The sequence below is a fragment of the Streptomyces sp. URMC 124 genome, assembly GCF_051386455.1.
Taxonomy (GTDB): domain Bacteria; phylum Actinomycetota; class Actinomycetes; order Streptomycetales; family Streptomycetaceae; genus Streptomyces.
The window spans coordinates 38,571-50,395 of sequence record NZ_JBPQTS010000034.1 but is presented as its reverse complement, the minus strand read 5'-3'; the positions used below and the strand labels follow the sequence as shown (position 1 = coordinate 50,395).

12 protein-coding genes are annotated in these 11,825 nt (G+C 74.3%); 7 read left to right on the top strand and 5 right to left on the bottom strand.

Features of this window, described 5'->3' with window-relative positions:
• Nucleotides 1-141 precede the first annotated feature (141 nt).
• From ACSNOG_RS10195 to ACSNOG_RS10185, 3 genes are all read left to right on the top strand, one after another.
• On the top strand, nucleotides 142-753 hold the full coding sequence (locus tag ACSNOG_RS10195) for a DUF3043 domain-containing protein (RefSeq protein ID WP_436752254.1): 612 nt from the start codon (nucleotides 142-144) through the stop codon (nucleotides 751-753).
• 110 nt (nucleotides 754-863) lie between these two features.
• On the top strand, nucleotides 864-1,547 hold the full coding sequence (locus ACSNOG_RS10190) for a methyltransferase domain-containing protein (RefSeq protein ID WP_436752256.1): 684 nt from the start codon (nucleotides 864-866) through the stop codon (nucleotides 1,545-1,547).
• 348 nt (nucleotides 1,548-1,895) lie between these two features.
• On the top strand, nucleotides 1,896-2,987 hold the full coding sequence (locus tag ACSNOG_RS10185) for a S1C family serine protease (RefSeq protein ID WP_436752253.1): 1,092 nt from the start codon (nucleotides 1,896-1,898) through the stop codon (nucleotides 2,985-2,987).
• A gap of 55 nt (nucleotides 2,988-3,042) precedes the next feature.
• Here ACSNOG_RS10185 and ACSNOG_RS10180 read toward each other — a convergent pair whose 3' ends face one another.
• Nucleotides 3,043-3,252, bottom strand: coding sequence for a hypothetical protein (locus ACSNOG_RS10180; protein ID WP_436752252.1), 210 nt, complete (start codon nucleotides 3,250-3,252; stop codon nucleotides 3,043-3,045).
• Between the two features lie 127 nt (nucleotides 3,253-3,379).
• On the opposite strand from ACSNOG_RS10180, the gene ACSNOG_RS10175 reads away from it, so the two are divergent.
• A complete protein-coding gene (locus ACSNOG_RS10175) occupies nucleotides 3,380-4,597 on the top strand; it encodes a bifunctional adenosylcobinamide kinase/adenosylcobinamide-phosphate guanylyltransferase (protein ID WP_436752251.1) in 1,218 nt (405 codons plus the stop codon).
• 21 nt (nucleotides 4,598-4,618) lie between these two features.
• Nucleotides 4,619-5,317 (top strand): response regulator, encoded by a 699-nt coding sequence (locus ACSNOG_RS10170; protein ID WP_436752250.1) that lies wholly within the window; start codon nucleotides 4,619-4,621, stop codon nucleotides 5,315-5,317.
• 70 nt (nucleotides 5,318-5,387) lie between these two features.
• Here the strand turns inward: ACSNOG_RS10170 and nadA are convergent, their stop codons facing one another.
• Entirely contained in the window at nucleotides 5,388-6,566 is a 1,179-nt protein-coding gene (nadA, locus tag ACSNOG_RS10165) for a quinolinate synthase NadA (protein ID WP_436752249.1), read from the bottom strand.
• A 247-nt stretch (nucleotides 6,567-6,813) separates the two neighbouring features.
• On the opposite strand from nadA, the gene ACSNOG_RS10160 reads away from it, so the two are divergent.
• On the top strand, nucleotides 6,814-7,170 hold the full coding sequence (locus tag ACSNOG_RS10160; protein ID WP_058044766.1) for a HesB/IscA family protein: 357 nt from the start codon (nucleotides 6,814-6,816) through the stop codon (nucleotides 7,168-7,170).
• Nucleotides 7,171-7,268: 98 nt separating this feature from the next.
• Here ACSNOG_RS10160 and ACSNOG_RS10155 read toward each other — a convergent pair whose 3' ends face one another.
• A complete protein-coding gene (locus tag ACSNOG_RS10155; protein WP_436752248.1) occupies nucleotides 7,269-8,792 on the bottom strand; it encodes a hypothetical protein in 1,524 nt (507 codons plus the stop codon).
• Nucleotides 8,793-8,948: 156 nt separating this feature from the next.
• On the bottom strand, nucleotides 8,949-9,164 hold the full coding sequence (locus ACSNOG_RS10150; RefSeq protein WP_436752247.1) for a hypothetical protein: 216 nt from the start codon (nucleotides 9,162-9,164) through the stop codon (nucleotides 8,949-8,951).
• 174 nt (nucleotides 9,165-9,338) lie between these two features.
• Here ACSNOG_RS10150 and ACSNOG_RS10145 point away from each other — a divergent pair, with 174 nt between their 5' ends.
• Nucleotides 9,339-10,313, top strand: a complete 975-nt coding sequence (locus ACSNOG_RS10145) for a carbohydrate kinase family protein (RefSeq protein WP_436752246.1) — start codon at nucleotides 9,339-9,341, stop codon at nucleotides 10,311-10,313.
• Nucleotides 10,314-10,386: 73 nt separating this feature from the next.
• On the opposite strand, the gene ACSNOG_RS10140 is transcribed toward ACSNOG_RS10145, so the two are convergent.
• On the bottom strand, nucleotides 10,387-11,769 hold the full coding sequence (locus ACSNOG_RS10140) for a cysteine desulfurase/sulfurtransferase TusA family protein (protein ID WP_436752245.1): 1,383 nt from the start codon (nucleotides 11,767-11,769) through the stop codon (nucleotides 10,387-10,389).
• Nucleotides 11,770-11,825: the final 56 nt, after the last annotated feature.

The window sequence follows — 11,825 nt, the reverse complement described above, 5'->3', positions numbered from 1 at the left end:
CTCCGGGGAGGGGCCCGGGGAGGAAGGGGGGAACAAACGGCGGAACAAACGGTGGAACAACAGGGGCAACGGCCGCCGTTGCCGGATCGTTCCCCCGGACGGGCGGCCGCCCGCTCCCCTCACCCCGTACCCTTGGGTTTCGTGTTCCGAAGCCGTTCCACTTCCAAGGATGAGCAGGCCGCCGCCGCCAAGGTGACCGCGGGCCGGCCTGAGACGTCCCAGCAGCCCCGTGACCCGCAGGCCCCCAAGGGCCGCCCGACCCCCAAGCGCAGTGAGGCGAACTCCCAGCGCCGCGCCATGGCGCACACGCCCGCCAACCGCAAGGACGCCGCCAAGCGCGCCCGCGAGACCCGCCGGGCCGACCTCGCCAAGCAGCGCGAGGCCCTCGCCAACGGCGACGAGCGCTACCTGCCCGTCCGCGACAAGGGTCCCGTCCGCCGCTTCGCGCGCGACTTCGTGGACTCGCGGTACTCGGTGGCCGAGTTCTTCCTGCCGCTCGCCGTCCTCATCCTGATCCTCAGCATGATCAACAAGGGCGCGTTCCAGACGTACGTGCTCCTCGCGTGGATGGTCGTGATCGGCCTGATCGTCATCAACTCGGCGGTCACCGGCCTCTCCCTCAAGCGCGCCCTCAAGCAGCGCTTCCCCGACGAGAACACGCGCGGCGCGGTGGCCTACGCCATCATGCGCACGCTCCAGATGCGCCGGCTGCGCCTGCCCAAGCCGAAGGTCAAGCGCGGGGAGAAGCCCTGAGCGCCTTCGCGCCCGGCTTCGGCGCCGGCGCGGAGGGGTGGCTCGGGGGCCTCGGCGGCTTACGGAATACCGTCCGGCAGGAGCTCGTCGCCCGCCAGCTCGACGAGCAGATAAGCGCCCGCTACCCCGTCGGGCGGCGGCTGCGCATCCTCGACGTCGGGCCCGGCCAGGGCACGCAGGCCCTCCGGCTGGCCCGCGCCGGCCACGAGGTCACCGGCCTGGAGCCCGACCCCGTGATGCTCGGCGCGCTCCATGAGGCGCTGGCCGCCGAGCCCGAGGGCATCCGGGAGCGGGTGCGGCTCGTCCAGGGCGACGGCCGCGAGACCGGCGCCCACTTCACCCCGGGCTCCTTCGACATCGTGCTCTGCCACGGCGTCCTGATGTACGTGCCCGAGCCGGACCCCATGCTCGCCGGCCTGGCCCGCGTGCTCGCCCCCGGCGGCCTGCTGTCCCTCCTCGTGCGCAACGCCGACGCCCTGGCCATGCGGCCGGGCCTCGCCGGCGACTGGGACACCGCCCTCGCGGCCTTCGACTCGCCCGTCTACACCAACCGCATCGGCCTGGAAGCCCGCGCCGACCGCCGGGAGGCCCTGACGGCGACGCTCGCCGGGATCGGGGCGCCGCTGCACACCTGGTACGGCGTGCGGGTCTTCACCGACCAGGCGCTCGACGGCCGCGAACCGCCCGCCGGCCCGGAACTGGAACGCCTCCTCCTCGCGGAGACCCGCGCCGGCCGCACGGACCCGTACCGCGCGGTGGCGGCCCTGCTCCACCTGTGCGGCGTCCGGGGCTAACGGCCCCGGTTGTCCCGCGGCCCGCGCCCCGTCGCGCGGCGCACCCTCCATGCCGGCCCGCTCGGCACCGCCGGTCCCCCCGGTGGGGGCCGAGCGCCGCGGCGGCGGATTCACTGCGCCCGGTCGAAGGCCCTGGCCTTCACGGTCCGCCGCCGCGGTGTGTAACCCCCACCGGAGGTACCCGGCGGTGCCGAACCGCCCGTGTGCCCGCCGCGGTCACCCCGAGCCGGGTCGGCCCCGGTCGCGAGGCCCCGCCCCGCCCGGGGCGCCCCGAACCGCGCTCGCCCACCACCACCCGTTCGTAGGCCCGGCCGGGACAGGCCCGCTCGTACGGGCGATACTCCGAGCATGGATGGCTCACGCGCCCACGCCCGTGCCACGTTCCTCCTGACCGCCCTCGTCTGCTGCGCCGCCGTGCTGAGCGCCGGCTGCTCCACCACCTCGCCCCGTACCGCGGAGAAGGAGGGGCCGCAGAAGGCGCCCGCCGTCTCCGGGGCGCCGACCGTCCCGGGGTCCGCCGGGGACCTCCAGGCCGCCTACGAGAAGGTCGTCAAGGACGTCCTGCCGTCCGTCGTGCAGATCACGGCGGGCGACAGCCTGGGCTCGGGCGTCGTCTACGACGACAAGGGCCACATCGTCACCAACGCCCACGTCGTCGGCTCCGCGCAGTCCTTCAAGGTCACCCTGGCCACGGGCGGCGGCCCGGTCGGCGCGCGGCTCGTGGCCAGCTATCCCGAGCAGGACCTGGCCGTCGTCCGGCTCGACGACGTCCCCAAGAGCCTCAAGCCCGCCACCTTCGGCGACTCCGCGAAGGTCGAGGTCGGCCAGATCGTCCTCGCCATGGGCAATCCGCTGGGCCTGTCCAGCAGCGTCACCCAGGGCATCGTCTCGGCCGTGGGCCGCACCGTGAGCTCCGGCCGCAGCGGCGGCGGCACGGGCGCCACCATCGCCAACATGGTGCAGACGTCCGCGGCCATCAACCCGGGCAACAGCGGCGGCGCCCTCGTCAACCTCGCGGGCCAGGTGATCGGCATCCCCACCCTCGCCGCGACCGACCCGGAGCTCGGCCAGGGCCCGGCGCCCGGCATCGGCTTCGCGATCCCCGCCGTGACCGTCCGCACCGTCGCGGGCCAGATCGTCAGGAGCGGCCGGGTCACCGATTCGGGCCGGGCCGCGCTCGGCATCACGGGCCGTACGATCGTCGGCCCGGACTTCGCCCCGGCGGGCGTCGCGGTCGTCTCCGTCACCCAGGGCGGTCCCGCCGACCGGGCGGGCCTGCGGGCCGGGGACGTGATCACCGCCGTGGGCGGGAAGGACATCGCCACGATGCAGTCGCTGTCCGAGGCGCTCGCGGGCCTCAAGCCCGGCGACCGGACCGAGGTGTCCTACGACCGGGACGGCACCGAGCACACCACCACCGTGAACCTCGGCGAGATCTGAGGCGACCGCCTGCCGCCCCGCGCGAGGGGCGGCAGGCGGTGCGCCGCGACGGAGGTCAGCTCTCGGCCGCCGCGCGCAGGCTCATCCCGTAGATCTTCTCGTTGTCCTCGAACAGCGTCACCTGCTCCGCGCCGCCGTCCAGGAGGTCCTTCCACACCTCGCCGATCCACGACTCGGCGTCCCCCTGCGTGCTGAACTCCTCCGGCTCCACCGCCGGGGACGTCTCCGTCCCGTCGGCCCTCTCGAACCGCCACACCCACGCCATGTCCGCCTCCGTCAGTCGTGTGCCACGTCCTGGATACGTCCTGCGCTGCGCAGCCTAACGGCCCGTCGGCGACGAGAAAGGGTGAGCCCCGCGCGCCCGCCGCGCGCGGACGCGAGACGATCAGTGCGTGGAACTGACACTGCTCGGCACCGGAGCCCCCGAAGGGTTCCCCCGCCCCGACTGCCCCTGTGCCTCCTGCGCCACCGCCGTGGGCGACGAGGCGCGGGCCGCGACCGCGGTCCTCGTCGACGGGGCGCTGCTGCTGGACCTCACCCCGGGGCCGGCCTTCGCCGCGGCCCGCGCGGGGCGGAGCATCGCGGGGGTCCGGCAGGTCCTGCTCTCCCACCCGCACGACGGGCCGGCCTTCGAGTTCCCGGCGGGCCTGCCCGCGCCGGTGCGGGTGCCGGACGGCCGGGAGCTGGCCGTGATCAGCGGCCACCGGATCCGGGCGGTGGCCCTGGACGCGCCGGGGACGGGGTACGAGGTGACCGCCGCGGACGGCGAGCGCCTGCTCTACCTGCCGCCGGGCGCGGCTCCCGCCGGCCTGAACGGGCCGGGCCCGGGCCCCGACCGCGCGGGCGGCCCGTACGACATGGTGCTCCTCGACGTCCTCGGCCGGCCGGACGCGCTGGCCCGGCTGCGCTCGGCGGGCGCCGTCACGGCCACGACGGACGTGCTCGCCGTGCACCTCGACCACGACGTGCCGCCGGGGCGCGAGCTGCACCGGCAGCTGGCCGCGGCCGGCGCCCGCACGGTGGCCGACGGCACGACGCTGGTCGTCGGCGACTACCACGCGGTGCCGGACCTGCCGCGGCGCACCCTGGTGCTGGGCGGCGCCCGCTCGGGCAAGTCCGTGGAGGCCGAGCGGCGCCTGGAGGCGTTCCCGGACGTGCTCTACGTGGCCACGGGCGGTACGCGCCCGGGCGACGCCGACTGGTCGGCGCGGGTGGCTCTGCACCGCGAGCGCCGGCCCGGCTCGTGGCGCACGGCCGAGACCTGCGACCTGGTGCCCCTGCTGGCCGAGGAGGGCCCGCCGCTGCTGCTGGACTGCCTGTCGCTGTGGCTGACGGACGCGATGGACTCGGTCGGGGCGTGGGACGACGAGTCGTGGGCCGACGGCGGCGCGGACGCCCTGGCGGCGCGGGTCGCGGAGCTGGTGGCGGCCGTGCGGGCCACGCGGCGCACGGTCGTGGCGGTGAGCAACGAGGTGGGGTCGGGCGTCGTCCCGGCGACGGCGTCGGGGCGGCGCTTCCGCGACGAGCTGGGCCGGCTGAACGCGGCGGTGGCCGGGGAGTGCGAGCACGTCCTGCTGGTGGTGGCGGGACAGGCGCTCACGCTGCGCTGAGGGCTCCGTACGCTGGGGCCCATGACCGCCCCCGACCGTCCCGTCATCCGCGTCCTGCTCGCCGACGACCAGGCCCTGCTGCGCAGCGCGTTCCGCGTCCTGGTGAACTCCGAGCCGGACATGAGCGTCGTGGGGGAGGCGGCCGACGGCGCCGAGGCCCTGGAACTGGCCCGCAGCCTGGCCCCGGACGTGGTCCTGATGGACATCCGGATGCCCGGCACGGACGGCCTGGCCGCCACCCGGGCGATCTGCTCCGACCCGGCCCTCGCGGACGTCCGCGTGGTGATGCTGACGACGTTCGAGGTCGACGAGTACGTGGTGCAGTCGCTGCGGGCGGGCGCCTCCGGGTTCCTCGGCAAGGGCGCCGAGCCGGAGGAGCTGCTGTCGGCGATCCGGATCGCGCGGGCGGGGGAGGCGCTGCTGTCGCCCGCGGCGACGAAGGGGCTGATCGCGAGGTTCCTCGCGCAGCCGGGGGAGCCCGAGCGCCCGGCGGGCGGCCGGGCCCTGCGGCTGGACGCGCTGACCGGCCGCGAGCGGGAGGTGCTCGTCCAGGTGGCGGGCGGGCTGTCCAACGACGAGATCGGCGAGCGGCTGGAGGTCAGCCCGCTGACCGTCAAGACGCACGTCAACCGTGCGATGGCGAAGCTGGGGGCGCGGGACCGGGCCCAACTCGTCGTCATCGCCTACGAGTCGGGCCTGGTCCGGCCGAGGGCGGACTAGCCGGAGCGGGGCCCTTTGCGAGGGCCCCGCACCGGCGGCCGCAGTGCGGCTGCGGCCGGCCGCGGCGCGGCTACGGCAGCGCCAGCATCCGCTCCAGCGCGAGCTTGGAGAACGCCGCGACCTCGGGGTCGACCTCGATGCGGTTGACGACCTTGCCGTCGGCGAGGGACTCCAGCGCCCACACCAGGTGCGGCAGGTCGATCCGGTTCATCGTCGAGCAGAAGCAGACCGTCTTGTCGAGGAAGACGATCTCCTTGCCCTCGTCGGCGAATCGATTCGCCAGACGGCGGACCAGGTTCAGCTCCGTGCCGATGGCCCACTTGGAGCCGGCCGGGGCCGCCTCCAGGGTCTTGATGATGTACTCCGTCGACCCGACGTAGTCGGCCGCGGCGACGACCTCGTGCTTGCACTCGGGGTGCACCAGGACGTTGACGCCCGGGATGCGCTCGCGCACGTCGTTGACCGAGTCGAGCGAGAAGCGGCCGTGCACGGAGCAGTGCCCGCGCCACAGGATCATCTTCGCGCCGCGCAGCTCCTCGGCGGTCAGGCCGCCGTTCGGCTTGTGCGGGTTGTAGACGACGCAGTCCTCCAGGGACATCCCGAGGTCGCGGACGGCCGTGTTGCGCCCGAGGTGCTGGTCGGGAAGGAAAAGGATCTTCTCGCCCTGCTCGAACGCCCAGGTCAGGGCGCGCTCGGCGTTGGAGGAGGTGCAGATGGTGCCGCCGTGCTTGCCGGTGAAGGCCTTGATGTCGGCGGAGGAGTTCATGTACGAGACGGGGACGGTCACCTCGGCGATGCCGGCCTCGGTCAGCACGTCCCAGCACTCGGCGACCTGCTCGGCGGTGGCCATGTCGGCCATGGAGCAGCCGGCCGCGAGGTCCGGCAGGACGACCTGCTGGTCACCGGTGGTCAGGATGTCCGCGGACTCGGCCATGAAGTGCACGCCGCAGAAGACGATGTACTCGGCGTCGGGCCGGGCGGCGGCGTCGCGGGCGAGCTTGAAGGAGTCGCCGGTGACGTCCGCGAACTCGATGACCTCGTCGCGCTGGTAGTGGTGGCCGAGCACGAAGACCTTGTCCCCGAGCTTCGCCTTGGCCGCTCGGGCGCGCTCCACCAGGTCCGGGTCGGAGGCCGCCGGCAGGTCGCCGGGGCACTCCACACCGCGCTCGCTCTTCGGGTCGGCCTCGCGGCCGAGCAGCAGCAGCGCAAGCGGGGTGGGCTGGACATCCAAGGGCTGGGCGGTGGTCACGTCACGCACCCTTTCTGTTCTGCGGGACGGCCGGAAAGGGCCTTGTCGTCAAAATGACGCTATCTATCATAACCGCTTCGCGTCACTTTGACGATGGTGATCGCGTCGATGTGACACATTCCCGATCCGGCGAACGGTGTGCGAGCATGAAAGGCGGAAACACACCGCAGCAGGCCCGGAATGAATCCGGGAGACCGGCGGTTGCAGCCGAGGGCAAGCAGTCCGCACAAACCCGGGAGTGAAGCAGATGTCCGTTCAGGACGAGAAGACCACTGTGAGCGACGGCATCCTCCTGTCCGACGCCGCCGCCGCCAAGGTCAAGGCGCTGCTGGAGCAGGAAGGCCGTGACGACCTCGCGCTGCGCGTCGCCGTCCAGCCCGGCGGCTGCTCCGGTCTGCGGTACCAGCTCTTCTTCGACGAGCGCTCGCTCGACGGTGACGTCGTCAAGGACTTCGACGGTGTCAAGGTCGTCACCGACCGCATGAGCGCCCCGTACCTGGGCGGCGCCTCCATCGACTTCGTCGACACCATCGAGAAGCAGGGCTTCACGATCGACAACCCGAACGCCACGGGTTCCTGCGCCTGCGGTGACTCCTTCAGCTAAGTCGTCACCCACCCGTCACCGCGAAGGCGGTGGTCCCCTCCGGGACCACCGCCTTCGCGGTGTCTGCGGCTACCGGCGCTCCCGCGCGGCCGGCCCGCTCACTTCTCCTGCTGCTGCGCCACCGGCTCCCCGGTCGAGGCGTCCACGACCTTCCGGTCGCCCAGGGGTTCGTCCAGCGTCACGGTCTCGTCGAACTTCTTGGCCATCAGCACGCACTCCCGGCCCGGCTGCTTCTCCGTACCGGTGACCTTGACCGTCACCGCGGCGGAGGACTGCTCGGCGGAGACCGCGTAGTTCCGGCACACCCCGCCCCAGAAGTGCAGGACGAGCTTCTTGTCCTCCGCGCTGTACGCCGTCACGCGCACGGGGGACGACTTCGCCGCGTCCTTCCCGGGGCTCTCGGAGCGCTGCGGCGCCGGTGAGGGCTTCGCCACGAACTTCGGGTCCACCGCGGGCTGCGCGACGGTGACCGAGGCCCCCTTCTCCGCACCCGGCAGGCGTACCTGGAACAGCCACGACGGCACCAGCGCCTGCCGCCCGGCCACCGACTGCGCCGACAGGCCGAACGCCGCACCCGTCACCACCGCCGGCTCGCGCGGCGCCTGCTTCGGCGGGCAGGGCGGCGTGAAGCCGCCCGGCACGTCCGAGCCGTCGTGCGGGACGGGCGAGGCGCAGCCGCCGATCCCGCCGCCACCGGTGCCGCCGCCCCCCTTGTTCAGCTCCTTCAGCGCCTCGTCCGCCGTCACCACCGGGTACGCGGCGCCCTTCGGCGGGAGCTGCAGCTGACCGCTGCCGCGCACGATCTGCGCGTCCGAGCCGACGTCGAGGGTCGTCCGCCAGCCGTAGGCGGGCAGGCCGTCCAGGACGGGATCGGCGTTGACCGTCCGTACGGCGCCGAAGAGCGCCGAAGCGTCCACCTTCGAGCCGTCCTGGCCGAGCGCCTTCAGCACGGGCGCGGCGGCGCCCTTCGCCTTCTCCTCCGGCACGGGCGGCTGCCCGTCCGAGGCCTTGCCCTCCTGCGGCGGGCAGGGGGCGGGGGTGCCGGGGGAGAGGTCCGCCGCGGGGTCCGTGCGCGGCCCCGAGCCCGGCGGGTGCGCGCAGCCCTTGCCGGCGTTGCCGAAGCGCGCGAAAGACCAGTTGCCCGGGCCCTTGCGGGCCACGCGCAGGACCGGCTCGTCCGCCCCGGGAGAGCCGCCCACCCGCCACACGTCCCCGTCCTCGGCGGGGGTGCCCGGCACGTGCAGGGCCTCGGCGAGCCGGGCCACGTCCTCGCGGCTCACCTCGCCCTTCGGCAGCCGCACCGGCGCCGTCCGCGGCCCGTCGGGCAGCTTCCCCTCGGCGCGGTAGCGCACGCCGCCGGGGTCCGGTTCGCCCACCGCGATCCCCTGGTGCGGGGAACCGGCGGGGCCGCCCGCGGACGGCACGTCCAGCGCGAGGGGTGGTGGTGAGCTCTCGCCGCCCGCCGTACCGCCGCCCTTGCCGCCGTCGCCCTCCGAGGCCGTGGCCGCCCAGTACGCCCCGCCGCCACCGGCCAGCAGCACCGCCGCCGCGACCGACGCGACCGCGAGCCGGGACCGCTTCCGCTGCTGCTTGCCTTCGGGGCTGCCGCCCTCGGTGCTCACCACATCGCTCCTTCGCTCCGCCCAAAAGTCCGTAGTGCCGCATCCCCCGCGAGGGGGACGCCGCTTGGACGGAGCGCAGGAGCGAGTGGTTCCACCGGGGCGCGTGCCCACAGGACGGGCCGGTCGCCCCGGCTCTGCCGGGCGCCTACTCCGGCGTCAGTCGCCGTACTCCGACATTCCGTCGATCAGCCGCGCCGACCCCGCCGGCACCGAGACCCCCCTGATCCACGACGGCGGCGCGGCCGCGGCGACCTGCCGCTGCCCGGAGCCGCCCGTCCAGTGCGGGGACATGCGCGCGCACAGCCCGCGCAGCTCCGCCAGGGACTCGGGCTCGGAGTCGGAGAAAGTGACGTCCTTCACAGGGTTCGGCATGACGGCACCGTATGCAGCCCGCGACGCACGATGAAAGGGCTACTATTTGGTAATTTTGTCCGGACGGTGGCCGAAACCGTACCCAGGTGCGATATCCGGACCCGGTAGCGTGGTGTGGCTCGTCTTGTTTCCACCACTCCGCCCGCCCACTCGCCCCGCAGGAGCAGAACCGCCGTGCGTATCGCTGTCACCGGTTCCATCGCCACCGACCACCTGATGACGTTCCCCGGCCGTTTCGCCGATCAGCTCGTGGCGGACCAGCTGCACACCGTCTCGCTCTCCTTCCTCGTCGACGACCTCGACGTCCGCCGCGGCGGTGTCGCCCCCAACATCTGCTTCGGCATGGGCCTGCTCGGCCTGCACCCGATCCTGGTGGGCGCCGCCGGCGCCGACTTCGCCGAGTACCGCGCCTGGCTCGAGCGGCACGGCGTGGACACCGACTCGGTGCGCATCTCCGAGGTCCTGCACACCGCGCGCTTCGTCTGCACCACGGACACCGACCACAACCAGATCGCGTCGTTCTACACCGGCGCGATGAGCGAGGCCCGCCAGATCGAGCTGCAGCCCGTCGCCGACCGCGTCGGCGGCCTGGACCTGGTCCTGATCGGCGCCGACGACCCCGAGGCGATGATCCGCCACACCGAGGAGTGCCGCTCGCGGGGCATCCCCTTCGCCGCCGACCCCTCCCAGCAGCTGGCCCGCATGGACGGCGACGACATCCGCGTCCTCGTCGAGGGCGCCACCTACCTCTTCACCAACGAGTACGAGAAGGCCCTCATCGAGTCCAAGACCGGCTGGTCGGCGGACGAGATCCTGGCCAAGGTCGGCACCCGCGTCACCACCCTCGGCGCGCAGGGCGTGCGCATCGAGCGCGCGGGCGAGCCCGCCATCGAGGTCGGCTGCGCCCAGGAAGAGGCCAAGGTCGACCCGACGGGCGTCGGCGACGCCTTCCGCGCCGGCTTCCTCGCGGGCCTGACCTGGGAGCTCTCCCTGGAGCGCGCCGCCCAGCTCGGCTGCATGCTCGCCACCCTCGTCATCGAGACCCTGGGCACCCAGGAGTACGAGCTGCGCCGCGGCCACTTCATGGAGCGCTTCACCAAGGCCTACGGCGACGAGGCGGCCGCCGAGGTCCAGGCGCACCTGTCCTAGTTCTCCGGTTTCTCCTGGTTCTCCCGGTTCGCGAAAGCCCCTGCCCCCGCCCGGGGGCGGGGGCTTTCGCGTCCTACGTGCGCCGCCGCACCACGTAGGCCGTGCCGCGCTCCGCCGGGCGCTCGCCCACGTACTCCTGCTCCCGCATGTCGCACCAGGCGGGAATGTCCAGCCGCGCGGCCTCGTCGTCGGACAGGACGGTCACCAGCCCGCCCACCGGCACGTCGCCGATGGACTTGGCCAGCTCGATCACCGGGATCGGGCAGCGCTTGCCCAGCGAGTCGATCACCAGCTCCGACGTCGTCCGGGAGGCCGGTTGCGACGCCTCCGGCGCACCCAGCTGCCGTCGCACCGACGCCACCACGCCCGGCAGGACCTCGAGGAAGCGCTCGACGTCCTCCTCCGCGGTGCCCGCCGGCAGCGACACCCGGACGTTGCCCTCCGAGAGCACGCCCATCGCCTGCAGCACATGGCTGGGGGCCAGCGTGCCGGACGTGCACGAGGAGCCGGAGGAGACCGAGAAGCCCGCCCGGTCCAGGGCGTGCAGCAGCGTCTCGCCGTCGACATACAGACACGAGAAGGTGACCAGATGCGGCAGCCGCCGCACCGGGTCGCCCACCACCTCCACGTCCGGTACGAGCGCCGGCACCCGCTCCCGGACGCGCTCGACCAGCGCCCGCAGCCGGGCGCCCTCGGCCGCCGCCTCCTGGCGCACCGCCCGCAGCGACGCGGCCGCCGCCACGATCGCGGGCAGGTCGGGGAAGCCCGGCGCCCGGCCCGACTCCCGCTCGTCCGCGGGGCCCTGGGGCGCGAACCGAACGCCCTTGCGCACGGCCAGCAGGCCCACGCCCGCGGGGCCGCCCCACTTGTGGGCACTGGCCGTCAGCAGCGACCAGCCCGCCTCCACCGGGCCCCACGCGAGCGACTGCGCGGCGTCCACGAGCAGCGGCACGCCCGCCGCCCGGCACTCCTCGGCCGCTTCGGCCACCGGCTGCTCGGTGCCCACCTCGTGGTTGGCGGACTGCAGGGCCGCGAGCGCGGTGTCCGGGCGCAGCGCCGCGGCGTACGCCCCGGGGGCCACGCGGCCCGCGCGGTCGACGGCGACCTCGGTGAAGCTGCCCCCGGCCGCCTCCAGGGCCGCCGCCGAGTGCAGCACGGCCGAGTGCTCGACGGCGGAGACCACGAGGTGGCGCCCGGTGCGGCGGCGCCCGGCGAGGGCGCCGGCGATGCCGTCGTGCAGGGCGCGGGTACCCGAAGGGGTGAAGACGAGCTCGTCCGGGCGGCAGCCGACGGCCTCCGCGGCGGCCTCGCGCGCGGCGTCCAGCAGCAGCCGGGCCCGGCGGCCCTCGCGGTAGAGCCGGGCGGGGTCGGCCCAGCCCTCGTCGAGGGAGGCCAGCAGCGCCTGGCGGGCGACGGGGTGCAGGGGGGCGGCGGAGGCGGCGTCGAAGTAGGGCACACCCAGAAACTAACCTGCCGCCGCGCCGCGACCGGTGCGTACCGCCCGACCTGCGA